Annotated in this window: 22 protein-coding genes; 10 read left to right on the plus strand and 12 right to left on the minus strand. The window is 71.0% G+C overall.

Going from position 1 to position 23,731, the window contains the following annotated elements:
- Positions 1–623: 623 nt before the first annotated feature.
- The 6 genes from QSK21_RS24555 to QSK21_RS24580 all read right to left on the minus strand — a co-directional run bounded on the left by QSK21_RS24555 (position 624) and on the right by QSK21_RS24580 (position 6,353).
- Positions 624–1,811 (minus strand): ABC transporter permease, encoded by a 1,188-nt coding sequence (locus QSK21_RS24555; RefSeq protein WP_285699251.1) that lies wholly within the window; start codon positions 1,809–1,811, stop codon positions 624–626.
- The gene (locus QSK21_RS24560; protein WP_285699252.1) at positions 1,808–2,563 is read right to left on the minus strand and encodes an ABC transporter ATP-binding protein; all 756 of its coding nucleotides are present in this window, start codon (positions 2,561–2,563) and stop codon (positions 1,808–1,810) included. Before QSK21_RS24560 ends, QSK21_RS24555 begins: the two co-directional genes overlap by 4 nt.
- Complete coding sequence (locus tag QSK21_RS24565) at positions 2,560–3,633, minus strand: peptidoglycan-binding protein (RefSeq protein WP_285699253.1); 1,074 nt, start codon at positions 3,631–3,633, stop codon at positions 2,560–2,562. Before QSK21_RS24565 ends, QSK21_RS24560 begins: the two co-directional genes overlap by 4 nt.
- Positions 3,630–4,145 carry a hypothetical protein gene (locus tag QSK21_RS24570; RefSeq protein ID WP_285699254.1) on the minus strand — a complete coding sequence of 172 codons (516 nt, stop codon included), beginning with the start codon at positions 4,143–4,145 and terminating at the stop codon, positions 3,630–3,632. Before QSK21_RS24570 ends, QSK21_RS24565 begins: the two co-directional genes overlap by 4 nt.
- Positions 4,146–4,279: 134 nt before the next feature.
- Positions 4,280–5,614 (minus strand): sensor histidine kinase, encoded by a 1,335-nt coding sequence (locus tag QSK21_RS24575; RefSeq protein ID WP_285699255.1) that lies wholly within the window; start codon positions 5,612–5,614, stop codon positions 4,280–4,282.
- A 61-nt stretch (positions 5,615–5,675) separates the two neighbouring features.
- Entirely contained in the window at positions 5,676–6,353 is a 678-nt protein-coding gene (locus tag QSK21_RS24580) for a response regulator transcription factor (RefSeq protein WP_285699256.1), read from the minus strand.
- Positions 6,354–6,476: 123 nt separating this feature from the next.
- On the opposite strand from QSK21_RS24580, the gene pip reads away from it, so the two are divergent.
- Positions 6,477–7,439: a prolyl aminopeptidase gene (pip, locus tag QSK21_RS24585; protein ID WP_285699257.1), complete on the plus strand. Its 963-nt coding sequence runs from the start codon at positions 6,477–6,479 to the stop codon at positions 7,437–7,439.
- A gap of 142 nt (positions 7,440–7,581) precedes the next feature.
- On the opposite strand, the gene QSK21_RS24590 is transcribed toward pip, so the two are convergent.
- The gene (locus QSK21_RS24590; protein WP_285699258.1) at positions 7,582–8,589 is read right to left on the minus strand and encodes an aldo/keto reductase; all 1,008 of its coding nucleotides are present in this window, start codon (positions 8,587–8,589) and stop codon (positions 7,582–7,584) included.
- Positions 8,590–8,673: 84 nt separating this feature from the next.
- On the opposite strand from QSK21_RS24590, the gene QSK21_RS24595 reads away from it, so the two are divergent.
- Both QSK21_RS24595 and QSK21_RS24600 read left to right on the plus strand, forming a co-directional pair.
- Positions 8,674–9,570, plus strand: coding sequence for a LysR family transcriptional regulator (locus QSK21_RS24595; protein ID WP_285699259.1), 897 nt, complete (start codon positions 8,674–8,676; stop codon positions 9,568–9,570).
- Between the two features lie 405 nt (positions 9,571–9,975).
- A complete protein-coding gene (locus QSK21_RS24600) occupies positions 9,976–10,869 on the plus strand; it encodes a LysR family transcriptional regulator (protein WP_285699260.1) in 894 nt (297 codons plus the stop codon).
- Here QSK21_RS24600 and QSK21_RS24605 read toward each other — a convergent pair.
- The 5 genes from QSK21_RS24605 to QSK21_RS24625 form a co-directional block, all read right to left on the minus strand.
- Positions 10,853–11,269, minus strand: a complete 417-nt coding sequence (locus QSK21_RS24605; RefSeq protein ID WP_285699261.1) for a hypothetical protein — start codon at positions 11,267–11,269, stop codon at positions 10,853–10,855. The two genes, QSK21_RS24600 and QSK21_RS24605, sit on opposite strands and share 17 nt — an antisense overlap.
- 111 nt (positions 11,270–11,380) lie before the next feature.
- A complete protein-coding gene (locus QSK21_RS24610) occupies positions 11,381–12,715 on the minus strand; it encodes an MFS transporter (RefSeq protein WP_285699262.1) in 1,335 nt (444 codons plus the stop codon).
- The gene (locus QSK21_RS24615) at positions 12,712–13,623 is read right to left on the minus strand and encodes an NAD(P)-dependent oxidoreductase (RefSeq protein ID WP_285699263.1); all 912 of its coding nucleotides are present in this window, start codon (positions 13,621–13,623) and stop codon (positions 12,712–12,714) included. The genes QSK21_RS24610 and QSK21_RS24615 overlap by 4 nt, the downstream gene beginning before the upstream one ends.
- The gene (locus QSK21_RS24620) at positions 13,620–15,053 is read right to left on the minus strand and encodes an aldehyde dehydrogenase family protein (protein ID WP_285699264.1); all 1,434 of its coding nucleotides are present in this window, start codon (positions 15,051–15,053) and stop codon (positions 13,620–13,622) included. Before QSK21_RS24620 ends, QSK21_RS24615 begins: the two co-directional genes overlap by 4 nt.
- Before the next feature lie 205 nt (positions 15,054–15,258).
- Positions 15,259–16,008, minus strand: coding sequence for a FadR/GntR family transcriptional regulator (locus QSK21_RS24625; protein ID WP_285699265.1), 750 nt, complete (start codon positions 16,006–16,008; stop codon positions 15,259–15,261).
- A 151-nt stretch (positions 16,009–16,159) separates the two neighbouring features.
- On the opposite strand from QSK21_RS24625, the gene QSK21_RS24630 reads away from it, so the two are divergent.
- From QSK21_RS24630 to QSK21_RS24660, 7 genes are read left to right on the plus strand one after another with little or no spacing between them, the layout of a single operon-like run.
- Positions 16,160–17,158, plus strand: a complete 999-nt coding sequence (locus QSK21_RS24630) for a dihydrodipicolinate synthase family protein (protein ID WP_285699266.1) — start codon at positions 16,160–16,162, stop codon at positions 17,156–17,158.
- Positions 17,155–18,585 carry an MmgE/PrpD family protein gene (locus QSK21_RS24635; RefSeq protein ID WP_285699267.1) on the plus strand — a complete coding sequence of 477 codons (1,431 nt, stop codon included), beginning with the start codon at positions 17,155–17,157 and terminating at the stop codon, positions 18,583–18,585. Before QSK21_RS24630 ends, QSK21_RS24635 begins: the two co-directional genes overlap by 4 nt.
- On the plus strand, positions 18,582–19,712 hold the full coding sequence (locus QSK21_RS24640; RefSeq protein WP_285699268.1) for a CaiB/BaiF CoA transferase family protein: 1,131 nt from the start codon (positions 18,582–18,584) through the stop codon (positions 19,710–19,712). The genes QSK21_RS24635 and QSK21_RS24640 overlap by 4 nt, the downstream gene beginning before the upstream one ends.
- Positions 19,705–20,943, plus strand: a complete 1,239-nt coding sequence (locus QSK21_RS24645) for a CaiB/BaiF CoA transferase family protein (RefSeq protein ID WP_285699269.1) — start codon at positions 19,705–19,707, stop codon at positions 20,941–20,943. Before QSK21_RS24640 ends, QSK21_RS24645 begins: the two co-directional genes overlap by 8 nt.
- Positions 20,940–21,716 carry an enoyl-CoA hydratase/isomerase family protein gene (locus tag QSK21_RS24650; RefSeq protein ID WP_285699270.1) on the plus strand — a complete coding sequence of 259 codons (777 nt, stop codon included), beginning with the start codon at positions 20,940–20,942 and terminating at the stop codon, positions 21,714–21,716. Before QSK21_RS24645 ends, QSK21_RS24650 begins: the two co-directional genes overlap by 4 nt.
- A complete protein-coding gene (locus tag QSK21_RS24655) occupies positions 21,713–22,924 on the plus strand; it encodes an acyl-CoA dehydrogenase family protein (protein WP_285699271.1) in 1,212 nt (403 codons plus the stop codon). Before QSK21_RS24650 ends, QSK21_RS24655 begins: the two co-directional genes overlap by 4 nt.
- Before the next feature lie 16 nt (positions 22,925–22,940).
- A complete protein-coding gene (locus QSK21_RS24660; RefSeq protein WP_285699272.1) occupies positions 22,941–23,699 on the plus strand; it encodes an SDR family NAD(P)-dependent oxidoreductase in 759 nt (252 codons plus the stop codon).
- The last annotated feature ends 32 nt before the right edge of the window (positions 23,700–23,731 follow it).

Here is a 23,731-nt window from a genome sequence, read left to right on the forward strand (position 1 = left end):
GCATCCCCTCAGCCCGATACAGCCGACGGATCTCTGCCCAGTCCTCCACCTTGATCACCCTCCAGAGGATGAAGGGGGTCAAGGTTCGCGCGTCCACAGGGGGTCATTCTTCAGCCGCCACCGACACCCTGCCTCGGTCTGCCGAGACAGAGCTTGGGCTCGTCGCCGTGGTGGTGCTTTCTGAACGGCATTCCGAGCTTTGCTGCTGTCGGGGCGGCCGACCTGGCGACCGCGAAGCGGGCGCCCTTGATTAGGGATTGCCTGGCTGGCGGTCTCTCACGCTGAGCAGGGAGCGTTTTGTCGGCGGGCGTCACGCAGCGAAAGCCCGTGTCGTCATCCATCATGTCTGCTGCTGCGTCGTTGAACGCGGTGCTCGTTGAGCTTGGCGTCGAATACCGCGCTGTTGCGCACGCTCCCTTCACCCTTCCCGTGGTCAAATCCGGCGAGGACCCCACGAATTCTCTGATGAGGACGTCTCGGGGTGGGCGCGGCCGGAGCGCTTGGTGACGACCACTCTCTCGCGTGTTGTGCCGGGCGCGACTTCCCCGGCTCCGTTCTGACATGACCAAGACGCGAGCCGAGCTCCGCCACGGGAGGTTGTCGTCGACATTGTCTGGCGGTCATCAAGCCGTTCTCAAGGCCACGGTGGGTGGGACTCGTGCGGCTCGGATCGCTGGGTACAGACCTGCGATGGAGCCGACGAGCAGTGTCGCGGCCATGGCGCCGGCGAAGGCCCACCAGGTGAGGGCGAAGGGCAGTTCTTGGACGGTGGCGTAGCCGAGTGTGATCGCGATACCGAGGACGCAGCCGCCGAGTCCCCCGATCAGCGCGAGGATGAGCGATTCGGTGAGGAACTGGGTGCGTATGTGGGCCTGGGTGGCGCCCAGGGAGCGGCGCAGCCCGATCTCCCGGCGTCGTTCGAGGACTGTGATGATCATGGTGTTGGCCACGCCGACTCCTCCGACGAGAAGGGCGATGGCGCCGAGCCCGAGGAAGAGGCTGGTGAAGCTGCCTTCGGCGGCCGCCCGGGCTTCGAGGGCGTCCGAGGGCTGGCTGACGGTCACCTGATCGGCGTTCTCGGGGTCGATGGTACGGGCGAGGACGAGACGGACGTCCTCGACGGACTCCTGTGTGGAGCGCTCGTAGACGGTGGTGGGGGAGCCGTCGAAGCCGAGGTAGGACTTGGCCGTGTCCCAGCCGACGAGCGCGGAGCGTTCGATCTCGGTGGCCAGGGGTGCCTCGCCGAGGACGCCGACGACGATGAACCATCGGTTGCCGATCCACACCGGCGTGCCCGGCTGGTAGACGCCGAGACGGTCGGCGGCGACGGAGCCGAGGACGACGGCGGGGTAACGGGAGGTGGCGCCGCTCAGCCACGTTCCCCGCGTGACCTCGACGTCGAGGGTGTCCAGGAGGTCGCCGGTCGCCGCGCGTACGGAGATGCCGCTGGTCTCCTCGGGGGGGATCAGGTCGGTGCGGCGGACGGTGGCGTCGAGGTCGGCGGTCGCCGAGACGCTCTGGACGGCCTCGATCGTCCGCGTCCGCTCGACGGCGTTCTCGGGCAGGCGGGCCGCCTCGCCGAGCAGCGAGTCCCCCGCCGAGGCGGTCAGCATGTTGGTGCCGAGCCGGTCGAGTTGCGCGAGCAGGTCGGCCTTGTTGGACTCGGAGATGCCCACCACGCCGATCATGGTGGCGATGCCGATCGCTATCCCCAGCGCGGACAGGATGGCCCGGGTCGAACGGGTACGCAGGCCCGTCGCCCCCACCCGCAGGACGTCCCGGGGGCTGAGGCGCGCGGGTGTGAGGTTCATGAGGCACCCCTGTCCGTCAGACCCGCGGGGGACGGGACGTCGTCGGCGATGATGCGTCCGTCCCGCACGCGTATGCGGCGCGGCGCGGTGGCCGCGATGTCGTCGTCGTGGGTGATGATCAGTACGGTGGTCCCGGTCCGGTTGAGTTCCCTGAGCAGAGCCATGACGCCGGCGCCGGCGACGGTGTCGAGGTTGCCGGTCGGCTCGTCCGCGAGCAGCACGCTGGGTTCGCCGACGACGGCCCGGGCCACCGCAACCCGTTGCCGCTCCCCGCCGGAGAGCTCGGCCGGCCGGTGGTCGAGCCGGTGACCGAGGCCCACCCTTTCGAGGGCGGCGGCGGCCCGCTCACGGCGGGCCTTCAGCCCCAGGCCGTTGTACAGCAGGCCCTCCGCGACATTGTCGAGCGCGTTCATTCCGTCGGTGAGATGGAACTGCTGGAACACGAATCCGATCAGGCGGGCCCGGAGCGCGGAGAGCTCGCGGTCGGTGAGCGCGCCCACCTCGTACCCGGCGATGCGAACGCCGCCGGACGTGGGACGGTCCAGTGTCCCGATCATGTGGAGGAGGGTGGACTTGCCCGATCCGGACGGTCCGACGATCGCGACGAGCTCTCCCTCGTCCACGCGCATCGATACCTCCTTCAGCGCCGTCACGCCGCCGGGATACTCCTTGCTGACCTTCTCCAGCTCCACCACGGGAACGGGGCCGGTCGGCGGGCTCTCCGGCCTTGTCCTGGTGCGCCGATGCCTCATTTCGACGGCACCCCCACGATCGTGCCCTCGGCGACTCCGGCTCCGGAGATCTCCACGCGCCCCTGAGCGAACAGTCCGGTCTTGACCGGGGTGAGGCGTACCGTCGTCCCTTGGACCAGTTGGAGCCCATAGCCCCCGTCGCGCAGGGCGATCAGCGCCTCGACCGGCACGGACAGGACGTTCTCGTGGCGGGTGCTCTCCATCTCGACACTGACCGGCGCCCGGTCGAGGGCCCCGGCCTTGCGGGGGTCGTCCAGGGTGATGTCGACCGCGATGGTGGATTCGGGGGGCTGCCCGTCGGGGGTGCCGGACTGCTTCTGGACCGTGGCGACGGTGCCGACCTTCGCGATCTTGCCCGGCACGGTGGTCCCGTCGGGAAGTTGGACGTTCACCTTCGCGCCTTGACGGGCGAACTGCTGCTCGGAGGTGTCGAGATTCACGCTGACCTGCCGCTTGGTCCCGGTGACCGTCAAGATCACCGAGCCGGGTCTGGCGGCGGCGCCGGTGAAGATCTTGGTGGAGGTGATGCGCACCGCCTCGGGGAAAAAGATGATCTGCTTGGGGTCCACCCGTCCGGTGACGGGCAGTCCGCGGTCGTCCTGCCATGCCTTGACGGCGTCGGCGGTCGCCGTCGTGAAGTCGTCGTCGACGGTGAGGTCGTCGCCATGGCCGAGGGCCTTCAGGTTGGCCTCCAGTTGTTCCACGTCCCTGCCCTCGCTCACGCCGACCGACAGGGCGCGATACATCGGCACCGAGCCGTACATCAGGGTGACCGGGTCGTCGTTCACCGCGTAGAGGGTCTGGCCGCGCGAGACGGTCGATCCGTCCTCGCGCGTCCAGGTCACCTTTCCGGACGCCCCGTTGATCAAACTTTTCTCGTCGCCGTATCCCAGCGTGCCGTCCACGGTCTCGGTATCGACGAGGTCGCCGCGGGTCACCCGGGCCGTGCGGGTGAACGCCGCCTCGCTTGTGTTCTGCCCACCGTCGTCGCGCACGGTCACCGCCGTGATGCTGGCCACGATGGCCAAGGTGAGTACGAGCACTCCGATGGCCACATACAGGCGGTTCATGAGCCGCCCATTCCAGGGAGGTGCTTCGAGCACTCTTTGTTCGCCTTGGCGAACGCGGGTGAGTTCGTGTCGATACCACGCAGGTTCGGCATGCCATTGGTCGGATCAGGCACGTTGATTTCGTTCTGCCTCATGCATTGCGCCCACCTCACCAGCGCGTCCTGCCCTTCCGAGGTGGTCAGCAGGTTCTGTACCTCCCCGCCGAGATACCGCTGGCATGCCTGGATGGCCTTCCTCACCTTCTGGCCGTTGGCTTTCCTGGCCTCGCCCAGGTCCTGCATGAGGTCCTGCCGCGTTTTGGGGTCGGAGACCTGCACACCGTTATCGCGTAGGCAGCGGGCCAGCTGGACCCGGCGTTCGGCGGGGTCGGTCGCTACGGCGTCACCGGGCTTCGGGCTTCCGTTGTCGGATGTGGATCCGCAGGCCGCCGACACGGTGAGCAAGGCTGTCAGCGCGAGTCCGGCCGCAAGGCCGGGCGCCCGCGTCCGCGCGCCTCGGCTCGTCTTCCGCATGATCGTGCCTCCTCGCACTTAGGTTCCGTGCCGGTACCGGCCTGACCGGCACGGGTTCGGGATGCTCTTCCAACCGGTGCGGCCAGTGTTGAGGAGACGTGCTGTGATGACGCTGAGAGCCGCTGAGAGACCTCTCAGTAATCCTCGGTGGCGGACGGAAGCCGCACGCTCACGCGCAGGCCGGGGTCGGCGTCCTCCAGCGTGAGCGTGCCCAGGTAATGCCGTACCGTCTCGGCGACGATCGCCAGGCCGAGTCCTGCCCCACCGGCGTCGGTGTCGCGTGCGTCGTCCAGGCGCGTGAACCGTTCGAGGACCCGCTCGCGGTCCTGCGCGGGAATCCCGGGGCCGTCGTCGGTCACGGTCAGGACGGCCTCCCCGTCCACGGCCGCCACGGCGATGACCACCGCGCCGGCGGCATGCCGTGTCGCGTTGGCCACCAGGTTGGTCAGCACCCGGTCGACGTCATGAGGCGCGGCCGCCGCGAGAACGGCGCACGGCCGATCCCGCGCGTCCTGCACGACGACGTTCACGGGGACGCGGGCGGCGTGGAAACGCTCCGCTATCGTGCCGGCGAGCACGCCGAGGTCGGCGGGCCCGCCCGGGTCCGGGCGACCGGTCATGCCGTCCAACCGCGCCAGCGCCAGAAGATCTTCGCTCAGCCTGGTGAGCCGTTCCATATCCGCGGAGATGCCGCGGGCGGTCTCGACCCAGTCCACTCCGGACGGATAGGTCAGTGCCACCTCCAATTGGGCACGGGCACTGGCCAGCGGGCTGCGCAGTTCATGTGCGGCATCGGCGGTGAACGAACGCTGGCGAAGGGCGGCCTCCGCCAGCCGGTCGAGCATGCCGTTGAGCGTCACCGCGAGATCGTGGATCTCATCCCGCGCGTCCGGCACCGGCAACCGCCTGCCCTGAGCGCTGTCGGCCATGTCCTGGGCCGCCTGCCGCAACGCGGCGACCGGCCGCAACGCGGACCCGGTGACGACCCACACCACGCCACCGAACAGCACGACCAACATGGGCAGGCCCACCAGCAGGATCTGGCGGGTCGTCTCGTAACTGCGCAGCCGGTCTTCCAAGGGAACGGCCACGAGAACCGTCAGGGGTTTGCCGTCAAGGTTGATACCGACACCACCGGCAGCCGCCTCCGTCCCATCGGCCAAGCGGATGGTGAAGACCGTCTTGTGCTCTTTGGCGAGTCCGATTTGCTCGGCATCCAGCATGGCCGGCCCCTCCATGCCCGCCGATGCGACGACCGTCCGCCCGTCTGCGGCCATGACCTGGGTCATCTGGTAACCGTAGGGAGCCCAGGACACTCCTTTTATCCCGACCGCCATGACCCAGGCCGCCACGGTGCGGGCCCTGCGATGGACGAGGTCTTCGACGCTGGACGTCGCGGCCCGGTCAGTGGCCCGCAACGACAGGACGCCACCAAGCCCCAACGCCACCGTCATCGCCGCGACGGCCAATAACGTCAGGCGGGTCCGGAGGCGTCGCCGCCGCCACCATCGCCGCCGCCACCCACGGCGCTCATCCGCCATCGGAGGCCAGCCGATACCCGACGCCACGCACCGTCTGCACCGCGTTACGGGCGAACGGAGCATCGATCTTACGGCGGAGATAACCGATGTACACCTCCACCACATTCGGCTCACCCTCATAATGGGCGTCCCATACATGACGCAGGATCTCCCTCTTCGACACGACCTCGCCGCGGCGCCTGAGTAAGAACTCCAGAAGCGCGAACTCCCGCGGAGTCAATGCGATCGGGGTACCCGCCCGGGTCACCTCGTGCCGGGCCGGATCCATGCGCAGATCGCCCGCCTGGAGCACCACCGGATGCGCCAACGTCCCTCTGCGCATCAGGGCCCGCAACCTGGCGACCAACACAACATAGGAGAACGGCTTGGTCAGATAATCGTCCGCACCAAGGTCCAGTCCGTCGGCCTGGTCGTACTCTCCGTCCTTGGCCGACAGCATCAGAATCGGCACGGTCAAGCCCTCCGCGCGCAAACGCCGGCAAACCTCGTAACCGTTGACCTTCGGCAACAGGATGTCCAGCACGATCGCGTCGAAGTCGCCCTCGCGGGCACGGTGCAGGCCGTCGTCACCGTCGAAGGCGAGTTCTACGCTGAAGCCCTCGGCCTTCAATCCACGGGCGATCGCCACGGCCATCCGCCGCTCGTCGTCGACGACCAGTATCCGCATGAAAACCTCCTTGCTCCCAGCCCACATTGCCCGACCGAAGCTGAGAGGAAGCTGAGGATCCGTCCACACGGAGGACGACAACCCGCCTACCAATACGCATCGATATAGGATAGAAAGGGTTCCATGGTCATGCGGGAACTCTATCCGCCGATTGAACCGTACGATTCCGGCCTGCTTCCGGTCGGCGATGGCAACGAGATCTACTGGGAAGTGTGCGGAAATCTCGAAGGGAAGCCCGCACTGTTCCTGCACGGTGGTCCCGGCGGCGGGCTGCTTCCGGACAATAGACGGTTCTTTGATCCGCGCGCCTACCGTATCGTGCTGTTCGACCAGCGTAATTGCGGCCGCAGCGTTCCTTACGCCGGTGACCCGCGAGTGCCGCTGGAGCACAACACAACACCGCACCTGGTCGGCGACATCGAAAGGCTACGCGAGCACTTGGGAATCGAGCGTTGGCTGGTCTTCGGCGGAAGCTGGGGTACGACCCTGGGCCTGGTCTACGCGCAGACCCACCCCGACCGCGTAACGGAACTGGTCTTGCGTGGCGTGTGGCTGGTGCGGCCATCGGACGAGTCATGGGCGTTCACCCCGGCAGGGGCCGCACACCTTTTCCCTGCCGAATGGGCGGCTTTCCGTGAAGCGATCCCCGCCGCCGAACAGGACGACCTCCTCGCCGCCTACGGACGCCGCATCACCGACCCCGACCCCAGGGTCCACCTGCCCGCCGCCCGTGCCTGGCTGGGATGGGAGTTGTCCGCCAACACCCTGCTGCCTGTGCCACCGCCCGAGCTCGACGACGCCACAACGCTGGCGTTCGCCCGCATCGGACACCACTACATCAGCAACGGATGCTTTCTCCCCGAGAGAGGGATCCTGGCGAAAGTCGAGCGCATCCGGCATGTCCCGGCCGTCATCGTGAACGGTCGCTATGACATCAAGACGCCCCCTGACCAGGCATGGGACCTGCACCAAGCCTGGCCCGAGGCCGACTTCCACATCGTCGAGGACGCGGGCCACGGCGGCTCCGAGCCGGGCATCCGCCACCTGCTCATAGAGGCCACCGACCGCTTCCGCGACGCCCACTGATCCCGTGCCGACCGGGCCGGGCCTGGGAACGAAGGCGCCTGGTCCTCTCATCGAGGCGGAGAGGACCGAGCGGTGGGCGACCGTGCCCCGATCAGGCCGGCAAGCGGGCATGTCGTCATCGTCACGGCGCCCACACGCCAAATCATCTGCTGGGCTCGTCTTGGAGGAGGGTGCCGCCGGCGGGCTGAATGTTGCTCAAGACGGCGTTCACGCGTTCGAGGGTGTCGGGGTGCAGCCCGATGTGGGCGGCCTGGAGGTTCTCGTCTATATGCGCAGGGGTGCGGCTGCCGGGAATCGGCACCACATCCGGGCCTTGATGGAGGAGCCACGCGAGCGCGAGCTGGCCCGGGGTGATGCTGAGATCGGCGGCGATGCCGCGTATCGACGCGTAGGCGCGGTTGTTGACGGCGAGATTGGCCTGGCTGAATCTCGGGTTGTTCCGGCGGAAATCGCCGTCGGACACTTCTCGGACGTTCCCGGTCAGGAACCCCGCGCCCAGCGGGCTCCAGGAGACGATGCCCACGCCCAGCTCGCGGGCGGTGGCCAGCAGCTTGGGATCGGCCGGGCGCCACATCGACCACTCCGTCTGTACGGCCTGCACCGGGTGCACGGCGTGCGCGCGGCGGAGCTGGTCCGCGGTGACGTTGGACAGGCCGAACCAGCGGACGAGGCCGTCGTCCACGAGTTCGGCGACCGCGCCCGCGGTGTCCTCGATCGGCACCCGCGGGTCCGGGAAGTGCGGGTAGTACAGGTCGATGACATCGGTGCCCAGGTTGCGCAGGCTCGCCTCGGCGTAGCCGCGGACGTACCGGGGTTCGGCGTTGACGGCCAGCTCGCCGAACTCGAAGCCGACCGGGAACCGGTGCGCCTCGGCTCCCTCGGGCACGCGAAGCCCGAACTTGGTGGCGACCACGACCGTGTCACGGCGTCCCTTGAGCGCCCTGCCGACCAGCCGCTCGTTGTGGCCATCGTCGCCGTAGCCATCGCTGGTGTCGACGAAGGTGGCGCCATTGTCGACGGCGTAGCGCAGGGCGGCGAGCGCCCGGTCGTCGTCGACCTCCCCGTACACCCCCGGGGAGAGCACCATCGCGCCGAAGCCGATGGCGGACACGTCGAGCCGTCCCAGCGTGCGGACGGGAAGCTTGCTCATGAATCGCTCCTTAGCGAGGGATGCGCCCTACTTTCGCTGCGGGTGGCTCGCGACGTCCAAGACCTTTCTGTATAACCAGTGGTTATGGACGCCCATCTCCGGGAGCTGCGGTACTTCGCCGCGATCGCCGACGAGCTGAACTTCACCCGCGCGGCGGCCGGCCTGTTCGTCTCCCAGCCCGCGTTGTCCAAGCAGATCCGGGCGCTGGAGAGCCGGCTGGGGTTCGACCTGTTCGAACGCCGCGGCCGGGAGATCGCGCTGACCACCCAAGGCGCCGCGCTGCTCCCGGCGGTGCGCAAGATTCTGCGGACCTGGGACCGGACGTACGCGCAGGCCCGCGCGCTCGGCGGCCCGCACACGCTGGTCGTGGGCATGCAGACGGCGGTCGGCCGCGAACTGCAACGCCGCGCGCTCCGCCGGTTCCGCGAGGCCGCCCCCGACTGGACGGTGTCGCTGCGCCTCGTCGGCTGGGAGGACCCCACCGCAGGGCTGGCGGACGCGAGCAGCGACGTGGCCTTCGTCTGGCTGCCCATCCCGCTCAGCGGCACCACCACCCGCACCCTGGTCACCGAGCAGCGCTGGGTAGCGCTGCCCGATGACCATCCGCTGGCCGACCGGTCCGAGATCCCCTTCGCCGAGCTGCTGGACGAGCCGTTCATCGCCCTGCCCGCCGCGGCCGGACCGCTGCGCGACTTCTGGCTCGCCGCCGACGCCCGCCACAACGACCCGCCGCGCATCGGCGCCGAGGCCAGCAGCCCGGACGAGGCTCTGGAGGCGGTGGCGTCCGGCCTCGGCATCGTGCTTCTCTCGGAGGGCAACGCCCGGCTCTACGACCGTCCCGAAGTCGTGTGCCGCCCCGTCACCGGCCTGGCACCCGCCGAACTGGCCGTGGCCTGGCGGTCCGACGACACCCGCCAGGCCACCCGCCTGTTCATCGACAGCCTCACCGCCCCCGCCGACCAGTCCGTGCCCTCGTTCTGAGCAGGAACGACGGTGCGGCACATCGGCCGTCAGGCCGACGTCCCCGCCACCCACCAGGGTGCGGATCCCGCCCGAGCCGGGAAACCGAGGTGTCCGCGTGATCGTCGATGCCGGTCTCGCGGACGACGACCCGCCGCACCCGATCTGGACAGCGGGCCACCTTTATGGGCGTCGGCCTCGCCGCCTCCCCCCGAAGCCGACCACCGCGCGCATCCGCGATCCTGTCGCGCTGTGCCGGCGCGACAGGGGTGTCAGTGATCCTCTACGGCCCGTCCGGAGGAGGCACCGAACCCGCCCGGGCCGTGGTTCATGGCGACGCGCCAAAACCTTCATTTCGGTCTTTTTCCAGGTCGGCGCAGGGGTCAGAATAAACCAGATCGCTCACCGCTGATGGCGGGAGGAGATGTGGACGTCGACACCCGGCTGCTGCGCTACTTCCTCGCGGTCGCCGAAGATCTGAGTTTCACCAAGGCCGCCGAGCGCCTGTTCCTGTCCCAGCCGGCTCTGTCCAAGCAGATCCGCCATCTGGAGACGACGCTCGGGACGGAGTTGTTCGTGCGCACTTCGCGTACGGTCCGGCTCTCGGCCGCCGGCGCGGAGCTGTTGCCGCACGCGCGGGCGATCGTCACCGACTGGCAGACCGCCACCAGGCGGACGCTCGGTGCCGCCGCGCGAGCCGCCCGGGTGCTGCGGATCGGCTTCGCGGCCTCGGGCGCCGGGCTCTTGACCACCCGGTCACGGGCCGTGTTCAGCAAGCGGTACCCCGATGTCACCGTGGAGGCGCACGGCCAGATCTGGGGCGGGGAAGTGAACGCTCTGCGCGAGGGGCTGGTCGATGTCGCCTTCATCTGGCTGCCTGCGGACGAGACCGGCCTGCACCTGGAGGTCGTGGCGAGCGAGATGCGCTACGTGGGCCTCGCCGCCGGGCACGCGCTGGCGAAGCGGGACTCCGTCGGGATCCGCGACCTGCGCGACGAACCGATCGCGTGGACCAGGAAGGCGCCGAGGGAATGGGTGGACTGGTGGGCCGTCAATCCCCGCAGTGACGGCTCCGAGCCGGTATGGGGTCCCGTCAACGACAACGTGGAGGAACTGCTGGAGGATGTCGCGTCCGGCGCGGCGATCTGCATCTCGCCGGCGTCGATGGCCGCCTACTACACCCGTCCGGACCTGGTCTGGCTGCCGATCATCGACATCGAGCCCCTGCGGATCGCGCTCGGCTGGCTGCTCGACAACACCAACCCGCTGGTCGAGAAGTACGCCGAGGTGACCCGCGAGCTGGTCACGAACCCAGGCTGAGCACCGCGGCGGACGGCTCCGCGACGACCGCCGTCACGAGCCAGCCGGCCGGGCCGGGCACGACCAGGCAGCGGTAGCAGGTCATCATGCGCCACCCGGGCCTCCGCCCACGCGGACCGATGGTGACCGACGCCGTCACCGTCCGTTCGCCTGAGACGGTCGCGGCCAGCGGGTCGTGGCGGGTCGTCAGGTCGGCGAGCGTCTCGCCGAGCCCGGCGGCCAGGGCGTAGGACGGCAGCCGGAGCCGCGTGCCGCCCCACGCCGTGGTGTCGGCCACGACGACGTCGGCGAACACCTCCAGCAGCGACTCCCATGACCTGGCGTCGATGAGCTCCCCGAGGAGGACGGCGGTGCGGACGGGATCGGACCGGCGGTGCGGGGCGGAGAGAGTGGCGGCCATGATTCCTCCGAGTGAGAACGGTTCCGGACGCCTTGCCGATATCTCACCGCCCCGCGACCGGCCCAGTCCAAGACATGTGCCTATAACCGGGTCGAATAGATGCCTCGGCCGTTAACGCGCCGTGACCGCGGGCTCGTCCGGCAGCGGCCGGTGGGCCCTGTCCCGGAACGCGGTCAGAAGCACGCAGAGCGTCACCAGGGAACCGGCCATCATGTAGAAGGCCGGCGCGACCGGGGTGCCGGTCATGTCGATCAGCAGCGTCGAGATGAACGGCGCCGTGCCGCCGAGCGCGGCGACCGTCACCGCATAGGACACCGCCACCGCGCTATAGCGGACCCTGGTGGGGAAGAGCTCCGACAGCGACGCCGGGGCCACGCTGGCGAAGGTCGCGAAGGAGAGCAGAAGCACCAGGTTGGCCACCACGATCAGGCCGATGTCGCCACCGCGCATCAGTTGCAGGGCCGGGTAGGTGAACGCGAAGGTCGCGAGGCATCCGGCGATCATCATGGGCCGCCGGCCGACCCGATCGGACAGCCAGGCCGCGGCGGGGACGGCGGGCACGTAGGCGGCCACGGTGACCAGGTTGATGGTCAGCGCGGTGCCGAAGTCGAGGCCGATGACCTTGGTCAGATAGGTCGGCATGTACGCCAGGTACAGGTAGGCGGAGATCGTCCAGGCCACCGTCACGCCCATGGCGACGAGCAGGGCGTGCCGGTGATGCCGCAGTATCTCGGCGATCGGTGCCTTGACCACCTGGTTCTCGGCGAGCACGGCCTGGAAGCGCGGTGTCTCCATGAGGTTCAGCCGCATGTACAGGCCGATGAACCCGAGCGGTACGGCCGCCAGGAACGCGAGCCGCCAGCCCCAGCCGTCCATGTCCGGGTCGCTGAGCAGCGCGGCCAGCAGCGCGCCGAGCCCCGACGCCGCCACCTGCCCGAGGCTGGAACTGGTGCTCTGCCAGCTTGAGAACAGCGCGCGCCGGCGGGGTGGCGCCATCTCGACCAGGTAGGAGCCCGACCCGGCCATCTCCCCGCCGGCGGACAGTCCCTGGACGAACCGGGCGGTGAAGAGCACGACCGCCGCCCACACCCCGATCCGGTCGTACGACGGGGTGATCCCGATGATCAAGGTCGCCACCACCATCAGCAGCACCGCCGCCGACAATGACTTGCGCCTGCCGGCGCGGTCCCCGTAGCGGCCGAACAGCGCGGCGCCCAGCGGCCGGCCGACGAACGCCACGCCGTAGATGGCGAACGTGTTGAGCAGTGCCGCGGTCGGGTCATCGGACGGGAAGAACGAGGTGGAGATGATCGGGGCGAACACTGCGAACAGGACGAAGTCGTAGTGTTCGAGGAAGTTGCCGAGGGTCGCGGCGACCAGGTCCTTGCGCCTGGCCTTGTTCGCGGGCGAGGGTGCCGTCGTGCCGGTCGCGGTCGTGTCTGTCATGATCTACCGCCTGAGGGTTGGGGTGGGACACGGTGGACTTTGGTCATCGCGCTGGTGTGCTCGTCACCGAAACCGACCTGGACCGCGGCGAGCAGGACCTCCCGGGTGGCGGCGCCGGCGGGCAGGGTGAGCCCGGCCTGCTCGCCCTCGCTGAGCACGAGGTCCAGATCCTTGAGCGCGAGCCGGATACGGAAGCCGGGTTCGAAGGAGCCGGCGAGCGCGTCGCGTGCCGGGCGCCGGAAGAAGAAGTTCGCGTCGACGGTCTCGAGCATGTCCAGGAACGTGCGGAGATCGCCGCCGAGCCCGCGCAGGAGGCGCACCCCCTCGGCCGCGCCGGCCACCGCGACGACGCCGGAGAGGTTGTAGGCCAGCTTCGCCGCCTGCCCGGCACCGGACGGCCCGAAGTGGAACACCGCGTTGGCGATGCGGTCGAGCAGCGGGCGGTACCGGTCGAGCACGTCCCGGTCGCCACCGGCGAGGATGGTGAGCGTGCCCGCCTCTGCCTGTGCGTGCCCCTGCGCCACGGCCGCGTCCAGGAACGTGATCCCGGCGGCGGCCGCGCGCTCGGCCAGATCACGGGCGGCGGCCGGGCCGATCGTGCTGAGGTCGATCACGACGAGCTCGCGGCCGCCGCTTGCGAGGCCGTCCCGCCCGAACAGCACGGCCTCGACCTGGGCGGCGGTCGGCAGGCTGGTCAGCACGACGTCGCAGCGGGCGGCGACGTCGGCGGGCGAGGCCGCGTCGTGCGCGCCCTCGGCGGCCAGTTCAGCCCGCCGGTCGGGAAGCACGTCGTACACCGACAGCGTGATCTCGGGGACGAGGAAGTGGCGGGCGATGCGGCCGCCCATCACGCCGAGCCCGATGATCCCGACGCCGGTGCCCGCACCGGTCGTACCGGCCCCGGTCATGCCGGCCCGCCCGCGTGGTTGACGTACACGGTCTTCTCCTCGCTGAAGAAGTCGACGGCGGATCTGCCGAGCTCCTTGGGGCCGGCGCCGGAGTCCTTCCAGCCGCCGAAGGGCACGTGGAGGTCGCCGCCGGTGGGAGAGCTGTTGATCTTGACCTTGCCGGCGGCGCACCCGGCGGCGAAGGCGAAGGCGGAGGTGAGGTCGCGTGTGTAGACGGCCGCGGCGAGGCCGTAGTCGGTGCCGTTGACGATGCGCAGCGCGTCGTCGAGGTCGTCGGCGCCGAACACCCCGAGCACCGGGCCGAACAGCTCGGTGCGCGCGAGCGGCGAATCCGGGGCGACCCGGTCCAGCACCGTCGGCATGAGGTAGTGGCCGCGCGCGAGGTCGCCGTCCGGCCGCTCGCCGCCTGAGAGCACCCGGGCGCCGGCCGCGGTGGCCCGGGTGATCTCGGTGAGCTGGCGCTCGACGGCGGATTCGTGGACGAGCGGGCCGACGACGGTGGCCGGGCCGGTGGGGGCGCCGACGGTGAGCCGCTCGGTGTGCGCGACCAGCGCCTCGACGAAGGCGGCCCGGACCTCGGGCACCACGATCACCCGGCTCGCCGCCGTACATTTCTGCCCGGCGGACTGGAACGCGGCGAGCGCGGTCTCCCGTGCCGCGCGGTCGATGTCGGCGTCGGCGAGCACGACCACGGCGTTCTTGCCGCCGAGTTCGAGCTGCGCGCGGGCGCCCCGCTCGGCGAGCCGCCCGGCGAGGGTACGGCCGACCGCGGTGGACCCGGTGAAGGAGACGGCCCGTACCCGGGAATCCGAGGCGATCTGCCCGCCTGCCGCGGCCTCGCCGAACACCAGGCCCAGCACGCCGTCGGGCAGACCGGCGTCGCGCAGGCACTCTGCGAGCGCCAGCGACGAGGCGGGGGTGTACAACGCCGGCTTCCACACGACGGCGTTGCCGGCGACCAGCGCCGAGGCGATCTTGATGGCGGGGATCGACACGGGGAAGTTCCAGGGCGTGATCGCGGCGACCACGCCGAGCGGCTCGCGCCACGTGTAGACGAACGTGCCCGGCTGGGCGGACTCGGCGGCGTCGCCGACGCGCCACCGGCCGGCGCCGCCGATGAACTCCAGCACGGCGGACGCGTACTCCACCTCGGCCTTCGCCTCGGCCAGGGTCTTGCCCTCCTCGCGGGTCAGGGTGGCGGCGATGGTGCCGGCCCGCCGGCGGAGCAGCGCTCCGGCGCGCAGTATCAGGTCGCCGCGCGCAGGTGCCGGAACGGCGGCCCACGCGCGCTGAGCCCGCGCGGCGGCGTCGATCGTCGCGTCGATCCGCTCGCCGGTCGCCTTCGGGTAGGGGCCCATCACGTCGTCGGTATCGGCCGGATTGCGCCGGAAGAACTCATCCGCGGAGCGGTTCCGCACGATGGTCGTCACCTGCTGCCTCCTTCGCCTGCGTTCCGTCGCGGAGCGGCGTGGCGCCGCCCTGGGAGTGCATCAGGTTAACTTCCGACTGTCAACTGTCAGACCGAAGGATCGCCAAAAACGCCGTCTGGTGGCCGGTGCCGCCGCGTCGGTTGCTTCGGCTCGCGCTCGCTCGGGCTCCGCCCCGCCGCCCGGCCGATCCGCCCGGCCGATCCGCTCAGCCGGAGCGGGGCGAGCGCCGCGCGGAAGCGCGGCGGCGCGTGGCCGGCTCCTCAAGCCGGTCGAGATAGTCGAGGTGGGCGCGGATGGCCTGCTCGGCCGCCTCCGGGTCCCGCCGCTCGATGGCCTTGACCACATCGAGGTGCTGGCGCACCGTCCTCTTCCCGGCCGTCGCCGACAGCCGGATCTGCTGGACCGGCTGGGTGACCGAGTGCAGGGCCTCGACGAAGGCGTGCAGGATCTTGTTGCCCGACGCGGCGGCGATCGCGCCGTGGAAGTCCATGTCCAGGTCCGGAACGTCGGCGTCCTCGACCGAGCGGCGCTTCTGGGTCTCGACGATGTCGTGGAGCCGGGCCAGGTCCTCGTCGGTGCGGTGCTCGGCGGCCAGACGGCAGGACGGTACCTCGAGCATCTCGCGGACCTGGGTGAGCTCGTGGCGGGACGCGCTGCCGACCTTGACGAGCAGGTCCATGGCCTCGGCCAGCTGCCTGCCGAACCGGCCGGGGTTGAGTTCGCGGACGAAGCTGCCCCCCGTGGCGCCGGGAATCTTCTCGATCAGTCCGGCCGCGACCAGCGAGCGCAGTGCCTCGCGGATCGTGCTGCGGGCCACGCCGAACTGCTGCGCGAGCTCGGATTCGCTCGGCAGCCGGTCGCCGTCGCTGAGCTGGCCGCTGACGATGGCCTCGCGGATCTGCTCCTCGATCTGCGGCCGTAGCCGGCTCACCGGTTTGGCGGCGAACTTCGTCACGTCATCTCCGATCGCCGGATCACATGCCCCTGGCGGGGCAATCATACAACTGTCGGCCAGTTACGGATCAGGGCATCAGTCTGACAATTGACAATCATTCTTTTGTCTGCCACCCTGCGGCTATCCACCGAGGAGCCGAGGAGCCGACACGATGCCCCGCGTATCCGCCAGAGAGGCCAAGGAATGGGCCCGCGACACCATGCGCGGGTTCTTCACGAGCCCGATGATCCCCTTCGACGACAAGCTGGCCATGGACGAGGGAGCGGTCGCGCGCAATGTCGACACCTTGCTCGGCATCGGCGTATCGGGCATCGGCTTCGGCTTCTCCGAGCCATGGCACCTGTCCCGCGCCGAGCGACTCCACTCGATCGACGTGTTCGTCGAGGCGGTCGCCGGACGGGCGGCGTGCTACGTGCACGCGACCGACCACAGCGCACCGGAGACCATCGGGCTGATCCGGCGCGCCCAGGACGCGGGGGCCGACGCGGTGATGGTGTGGGCGCCCTACGAGTTCGCCAAGTCCCAGGAGTCCGCGTGCGAATGGTTCGAGTACATCGCGGGTGAGACCGACATCCCGTTCATCCTCTACAACACCTACCACTCGGGCATCAAGCTCAGTCCGGAGTCGATCGAGCGGATCAGCCGGCTGCCCGCGGTGTGCGCGGTGAAGAACGGCGTCAACGAGTTCACGCACACGGTCGCGGTCGCCGAACGGGTCGGTGATCGGGTCGTGGTCAGCGAGCCGCTCGAGGAGCACCTCCCGGCCGCCATCCAGTACCTCGACCAGCAGGTGCTGCTCGGCACGACCTCGGTGTACCTGATGCAGACACCCGCCTACCAGCCGATCCGTGAGTACGCAGAGCTCTTCTGGGCCGGCCGCCGTACCGAGGGCTGGCAGGCGTACCACGGGCTGGAGCCGTTGCGCGAGATATGGCGGGACACCTATCGGGTGCTGTGGGACACCCGGCATGCCACCCACCCGGTCGCGCTGATCAAGATGTGGATGGACATCATCGGGATGCACGGCGGGCCGGTCCGCCCGCCGACCCCCTCCCTGCCGGAGCATGCCGAGCGGTACCTGCGCGAGCGGCTCATGACATCGGGCTGGCTCGAACGGCTCTGCCCGCCCTCCGCGGGAGCGGCCGGATGAGCGGCCGGATGAGCGGCCAGGTGAGCGGCCGGATGAGCGGCTCGGTGGACGCCTCGGCGATCTCCACGCGGCTCGGTGAGTTCGTCGCCACGACCGGCTTCGACGACCTCGACCCCGCGATCGTGGAGCGCGCCAAGAAATCCATCCTGGACCTCCTCGGGGTGACCTTGTGCGGGTCGCGGTCGGAGTCGGCCGCGGAGTTCGAGCGGTACGTCACGGCGCAGCGTGCCGCCGGGGAGGCCACCGTGCTCGGCGCCGGCCGGTGTTCGAGCGCCTACTACGCGGCACTGCTCAACGGGACGTTCGCGCACGCCACCGAGTTGTCCGAGACGTTCAACCGCGCTGTGGTGCACCCGGGCAACGTGGTGCTGCCGGCGGTGCTCGCGGTGGCCGAGCGGCAGCGCGCCAGCGGCCGCGACGCGATCCGCGCCGCGGTCGTCGGCTACGAGGTGCTGATCCGCGCGGGCCTGTCACTCGGTACGGCGTGGATGATGGATCAGGGCTACCATCCGCCGAGCGCCGTCGGGCCGCTCGGGTCGGCCGCCGCGGCGGCGAGCCTGCTCGGCCTGGAACCGGATGCCGCGGCCGAGACGCTGGGCATCGCGGCCTGCCTCACACCGAGCACGCTCGCCGGTGCGTTCCGCGGCGCGACCGTGAAGGAGCTGTTCGAGGGCTATGCCGCCGCGACCGGAGTGCTGGCGGCCGACCTCGCCGCCCAAGGCATCACCGGGGTCGCCGAGTGGCCGCGCGACTGGTACCGCGCGGTGGCCCGGCGGCACGACGCCGAAGTGCTCATCGACGGGCTCGGCAGCCGGTGGAAGGTCGGTTCGGGAGGGCTGCGCACCAAGACCCGTGCCGTCGCCGCGATGGCCACGCCCACACTCGACGCCGTCCAGGAGATCCTCGCCGAAGCGACGATCCGGCCGGACGAGATCACCTCGGTGCGGGTCGAGAGCGCGCGGCGGGTCACCATCGGGGGCGTGGCGACGCCACCGACCGTGGTCGCCGCGCGGGCGAGCGTGCCGTTCCTGACCGCGTTCGCTCTCGCACGCCAGGACGAGTTCCTTTCGGACCCCTACCTGGTGCGCGTTCTTACCAAGGACGTGCTGGAGGCGCCCGAGGTGCGCCGGCTCGCGTCCACCGTGGACCTGGTGGTGGACGAGGAGATCGACCGCGCGTTCGAGGAGGGCTGGCCGCCAGCGTTCGCCGCTCGGGTGACGGTCACGGCCGGCGGCGCCACGCACGAACGGTACGTGGACTCCTTTCCCCGTACGGCCAACCTTTCCTGGGACGACCTCGCCGCGAAATTCCGCGCCATCACCAGCGGCGTGCTCGCCGCGGACCGCGCGGAACGCCTTGTCGAGCGCGTCCGCAAGCTGGACGAGGTGGCCGATGTCCGCGACGTCCTCACCCTGGCCGGCTCATGAGGGTGGGCACCGCCGCGCTCGCCGGGATCCGGGTGCTGGACTTCTCGACCTTGCTGCCGGGCCCTTTCGCCACCTTGCTGCTCGCGACCGCCGGCGCCGAGGTCACCAAGGTGGAGCGGCCCGGCGGCGGCGACGAGATGCGCTCCTACACGCCCCGGTTCGGCACGACGAGCGCCAACTTCGCGATCCTCAACGCGGGAAAGCGCAGCCTGGCGATCGATCTCAAGGACCCGGCGCAGCGAGAGCGGCTGCGTGGGGCGTTGCGCGACACCGATGTTCTCGTGGAGCAGTTCAGGCCCGGTGTGATGGCCCGGCTGGGGCTGGACTACCCGAGCGTCCGGGAGGTCAATCCGCGGCTGGTGTACTGCTCGATCACCGGCTACGGCCAGGAGGGCGAGCGGGCCGGTGACGCCGGGCACGACCTGAACTACCTCGCCGAGACCGGCATGCTCGACCTGTGCCGGGACGCCACCGGCTCGCCACCGCTGCCGCCGGTGCTGGTCGCGGACCTCGCCGGCGGTGCCTATCCCGCGGTGCTCAACATCCTGCTGGCCCTGCGCGCCAGGGAGAGCACCGGCACCGGCATGCATCTGGACGTCAATATGAGCGCCAACCTGTTCCCGCTCATGTACTGGGCGTGGGCCGGGGGCCACGCGACCGGTGCCTGGCCCGTGCCCGGAGGCGAGCTCGTCACCGGCGGCAGCCCGCGCTACCAGGTGTACCGCACCGCCGACGGACGCCATCTGGCCGCCGCGCCGCTGGAGGAGAGGTTCTGGCGGCGCTTCTGCGACCTGATCGGGCTCGGCGAGTCCGAACGGGACGACCGCCGTGATCCCGCCGGTGTGCGGGCCGCTGTGGCCGAGCGGATCGCCCGCCATGACGCCGAGTATTGGCGGCGCCGCTTCGCCGGCCAGGACGTGTGCTGCTCGGTGGTGCGGACCCTGCCGGAGGCGCTCGCCGATCCCGCGATGAACCCCGGTACGCGGGCCGAGGTGGCCGACGGCGAGCACCGGATGCCCGCCTTGCCGATGCCCGTCGGTCCCGGCTTGGCCGCCGATCCCGGCCTGCTGCTCAGCCCCGGCCTCGGCCGGCACGGCGGAGTCCTGGAGGAGGCCCGCCGTGACTAGCCGTGCACCGGGCCCCCTGCACGGCCTGCGGGTCGTGGACGTCTCGACGTCCTACGCGGGCCCGTCCGCGACCATGTACCTCGCCGACCTCGGCGCCGACGTCATCAAGGTGGAGCGTCCGGGCGGCGACGAGGCGCGCAGGTGGGGTCCGCCGTTCACCGGACAGGACGCGGCCTGGTTCTACTCGGCCAATCGCGGCAAGCGCAGCGTCGTGCTGGACCTCACGGCGGCCGAGGGCCAAGCGCTGCTCCACCGGATGCTGGAGCGGGCCGACGTGTTCGTGGAGAGCATGAGCCGCTCCGCGCTGCGGCGGCTCGACCTCGCCCCGGAGACGATACGGACCCGGTATCCGCGGCTGGTGTATTGCGCGATCTCGGGGTTCGGGCTGGACGGGCCCGACGCGTCCCTGCGCGGCTACGACCTCATCGCGCAGGCCCGGTCCGGGCTGATGAGCGTGACCGGAGAGGCCGGCGGGGCACCGCAGCGGATCGGCACGGCGGTGTCGGACGTGGTCACCGGCATGGTGGCCGCGCTGGCGATCAGCGCCGCCGTGGTGCGCCAGCGGGAGACCGGCGCGGGCGAGCTGGTCGACGCGTCGCTGCTGGACGCCGACCTCGCGCTGATGGCACCGCGGATCGCCAGCTACCTGGCCGGAGAGCCGGAGCCGCGGCCGTCCGGGGGTACCGATTCGGTGCTGTCGGTGTACCAGGCGTTCCCGACCGCCGACGAGGCCATCGTCGTGGCGATCGGCAACGATGCGATCTGGAGGCGTTTCTGCGCCGCCATCGGCCTGCCCGAACTCGCCGCCGACCCGCGGCTGGCCACCAACGACGGCCGGCGCGCGCACCGCGGCCGGGTCGTGGAGGCGATCGGCGCCCGGCTCGCGACCCGGAACTCGGCGCACTGGCTCGCCCGGCTGGTCGAGGCGAACGTGCCGGCCTCGGCGATCCACGGGCTGTCCTCGGTCGTCGCCGACCCGCACCTACGGGCCCGGGGGGCGCTGCTTCCGGTCAACGGCGCGGAGACCGGGCCGGTGATGGTGGTGGGCCCGCCGTGGCGGCTCGGCTCGGCACCCGCCGTGCCGGACACGGTGCCGCGGGCCGGCCAGCATACGCGGGAAGTCCTCGGGGAACTCGGCGTCCCCGCCGACGACCTGGAGCGGCTGCTGCTGAAGGGCGTCGTCGCCGAGCCGGTGCCCGGCGCACGGACCGCCTCGGGCGGTGGCGCATGAGCACGCTGGAGATCGTCTTCGCCGACGGCGTCTACACGCTCAGGCTCTCGCGACCGGACGTGCACAACGCGCTCAACGCCGCCCTGTTCGCCGAACTGTCCGGCGCGATCGCGCGGATCGACGCGGACCCGGACGCGCGGGCGGTCGTCCTGACCGGCGCGGGGCGCAGCTTCTGCGCGGGCGCCGACCTCGACGAGCTCACCGGGCTCGGCGCCGAAGCGGCCCACCGCCTGCTCTCCCGCGGCCAGGCGGTGCTGCGCGCGCTGGAGGCGCTCGGTGTCCCGGTGATCGGCGCCGTCAACGGGGCCGCGCTCGGCGGTGGCTGCGAACTGGCCCTGGCGTGCGACTTCCTGCTCGCCGCCGACGACGCGCGCTTCGCACTGCCCGAATCCGGTCTCGGCCTGATGCCCGGATATGGCGGCACCCAGCGGCTCCCGCTGCTCATCGGCGCGCACGCCGCCCGGTTCGCCATGCTCACCGGAAGGCCGATCGGCGCCGAGCGGGCCTACCAGCTCGGGCTGGTCGCGCTGCCCCCGGTACCCGCGGGCGAGCTGGCCTCGCTCGCCCGCGAGGTCGCCGCGGAAGTCGCCGGGCGCAGCGTGGCCGCGAACGCGGCGATCCTCGCCGCGACCTCCACAAGCCGCGCGCGTGACGCGGGACTCGATCTGGAGGCGGCGCTGGCGGCGATCGCGGTCAGCGGCTCCCACGCCGCGGAAGGCATCGCGGCGTTCCGCGAACGGCGAAGGCCGGGCTTCCAAGGAGGCGCCACGTGAGATACCTGGACGAGCACGTCCCCGACACCCTGCTGGGACCGGCCGAGCTGGAACTGCGCGAGCGGCTGCGGACCGTTCTCGCCTCGGAGGTGGCACCGCGCGCCGCCGAGGTCGACGCCGCGGGCGCGTTCGCCGGCCCGAGCTATCAGGCGCTGGCCCGAGCCGGCCTCGCCAGGCTGCTGTTCCGGCCCGAGCACGGCGGCACCGGCCACGGCACGGTCGCCTATGCGATGGCGGTCGCCGAGATCGCCGCCGTGTGCGCGTCGACCTCGCTGATCTACATGACCCAGACGCACGCGGCCTTCCCGATCCTCGTGGCCGGCACCGAGGCGCAACGGCACGAATACCTGCCGAGCCTGTGCTCGGGCGAGCGGTACGGGTCACTCGCGATCACCGAGCCGGAGGCGGGTTCGGACGTCGCCGCACTGCGCACGGTCGCCTACCGCGACGGCGCCGGCTACCTGCTCGACGGCGCGAAGACGTTCATCACCACCGGTGACCGCGCCGACGTGATCGTGTGCTTCGCGACCGTGGACCCCGCCGCCGGACGGGACGGGCTGACCGCGTTCATCGTCGAGGGCGACGCACCCGGCCTGCGCCGTGGCCGCGTGCTGGACAAGCTCGGCATGCACGGCTCGACCACCGCCGAACTGTTCCTCGACGGCGTCCGGGTGCCGGCCGGCGCGCTGCTCGGCCGCGAGGGCGGCGGCTGGGAGCTGTCCATGCGCTCGGTGGTGAAGTCACGCATCAGCGCGGCCGCGCAAGGGGTCGGAATCGCCACCGGCGCCTACCTCGCCGGCCTGGACCGGCTCCACGCGGGCGGCCGGCCGCCGCAGCGGGTCGCGTTCGCGCTGGCGGAACTGAGGACGGCCATCGCCGCCGCCCGCCTCCTGCTGTACGCCACGGCGGCCGCGGCCGATCGCGCGGACGCCCCCGACCTCGTCGCGGAGGTGGCGATGCTCAAGCTGGCCTGCACCGACCTCGGTGTCCACGTGGCCGACACCATGACCGGGCTGCTCGGCGGCGCCGGCGACCTGACCGGCACCGGCGTGGAGCACCGCCTGCGCGACGCGGTGGTCACCCAGATCTACGACGGCACCAACAACGTCCAGCGCCTGCTCGTCGACCGCGACACCCGTAAGCGCCTGTCTCCTGTTCTTGCCGGGGGGTCTGAGGGGTCGTCCCCCGAGAGGCGGGAGGCGTCATGAGGAGAGGCAGGACGCCATGACCGCCGGGGTGCTGGACGGGCGGGTGGCCGTGGTCACCGGAAGCGGCCGCGGGATCGGGGCCGCCGCCGCCCTCGCCCTCGCCGGGGCGGGCGCGGACGTGGTGCTCACCGGCCGCGACGCCGGCCGGCTCGGCGAGGTCGCCGCGCGGGTGCGGGCACTCGGCCGGCGGGCGCTGCCGGTGCCCGCGGACGTGCGCGACACCGCCGCGGTGACCGCCGTGATGGACGCCGCGGTCGGCGAGCTGGGCAGGCTCGACGTCCTGGTGAACAACAGCGGCGTCGTCTCGAGCATGCCGGTGCTGGACACGACCGACGAGGAATGGCATCGCGTCGTCGACACCAACCTGCACGGCGCGTTCCGCTGCCTGCGCGCCGCCGGACGGCACATGGTCGCGGCGGGCGGCGGCAAAGTGATCAACATCGCGTCGCACTTCGCGATGAAGGGCGTGGCCCGGCACGCCGTCTACAGCGCCTCCAAGGCGGCGCTGGTGAGCCTCACCCGGTCGGTCGCCGTCGAGTGGGCGCCGTACGGCGTCCAGGTCAACGCGATCGCCCCCGGATACTTCGCCACCGACCTCAACGCGGACCTGCGCGCCGACCAGGCGGCGATGGAACGGATACTGCGCCAGATCCCGGCCCGCCGGTTCGGTGACCCGGCCGAGCTGGGCGCCTGGATCGTCCTGCTGGCCTCCCCGGCCGGTGACTTCGTGACCGGGCAGACCTTCGTCGTCGACGGCGGGCAGACGGCCCGTTGAGCACAGCACCCCGCTGAGCACAGCACTGGGAG

The sequence above is a fragment of the Actinomadura sp. NBRC 104412 genome (assembly GCF_030269515.1).
In the GTDB taxonomy this organism is placed as follows: domain Bacteria; phylum Actinomycetota; class Actinomycetes; order Streptosporangiales; family Streptosporangiaceae; genus Spirillospora.

Excerpts from the sequence above, each read along its gene's own strand:
- QSK21_RS24560 (WP_285699252.1), bottom strand. The coding sequence starts at position 2,563 with ATGAGGCATCGGCGCACCAGGACAAGGCCGGAGAGCCCGCCGACCGGC.
- QSK21_RS24635 (WP_285699267.1), top strand. The coding sequence starts at position 17,155 with ATGAGCGGCCGGATGAGCGGCCAGGTGAGCGGCCGGATGAGCGGCTCG.
- QSK21_RS24565 (WP_285699253.1), bottom strand. The coding sequence starts at position 3,633 with ATGAACCGCCTGTATGTGGCCATCGGAGTGCTCGTACTCACCTTGGCC.
- QSK21_RS24595 (WP_285699259.1), top strand. The coding sequence starts at position 8,674 with ATGGACGCCCATCTCCGGGAGCTGCGGTACTTCGCCGCGATCGCCGAC.
- QSK21_RS24640 (WP_285699268.1), top strand. The coding sequence starts at position 18,582 with ATGAGGGTGGGCACCGCCGCGCTCGCCGGGATCCGGGTGCTGGACTTC.
- QSK21_RS24570 (WP_285699254.1), bottom strand. The coding sequence starts at position 4,145 with ATGCGGAAGACGAGCCGAGGCGCGCGGACGCGGGCGCCCGGCCTTGCG.
- QSK21_RS24590 (WP_285699258.1), bottom strand. The coding sequence starts at position 8,589 with ATGAGCAAGCTTCCCGTCCGCACGCTGGGACGGCTCGACGTGTCCGCC.
- QSK21_RS24610 (WP_285699262.1), bottom strand. The coding sequence starts at position 12,715 with ATGACAGACACGACCGCGACCGGCACGACGGCACCCTCGCCCGCGAAC.
- pip (WP_285699257.1), top strand. The coding sequence starts at position 6,477 with ATGGTCATGCGGGAACTCTATCCGCCGATTGAACCGTACGATTCCGGC.
- QSK21_RS24555 (WP_285699251.1), bottom strand. The coding sequence starts at position 1,811 with ATGAACCTCACACCCGCGCGCCTCAGCCCCCGGGACGTCCTGCGGGTG.
- QSK21_RS24615 (WP_285699263.1), bottom strand. The coding sequence starts at position 13,623 with ATGACCGGGGCCGGTACGACCGGTGCGGGCACCGGCGTCGGGATCATC.
- QSK21_RS24660 (WP_285699272.1), top strand. The coding sequence starts at position 22,941 with ATGACCGCCGGGGTGCTGGACGGGCGGGTGGCCGTGGTCACCGGAAGC.
- QSK21_RS24605 (WP_285699261.1), bottom strand. The coding sequence starts at position 11,269 with ATGGCCGCCACTCTCTCCGCCCCGCACCGCCGGTCCGATCCCGTCCGC.
- QSK21_RS24650 (WP_285699270.1), top strand. The coding sequence starts at position 20,940 with ATGAGCACGCTGGAGATCGTCTTCGCCGACGGCGTCTACACGCTCAGG.
- QSK21_RS24580 (WP_285699256.1), bottom strand. The coding sequence starts at position 6,353 with ATGCGGATACTGGTCGTCGACGACGAGCGGCGGATGGCCGTGGCGATC.
- QSK21_RS24630 (WP_285699266.1), top strand. The coding sequence starts at position 16,160 with ATGCCCCGCGTATCCGCCAGAGAGGCCAAGGAATGGGCCCGCGACACC.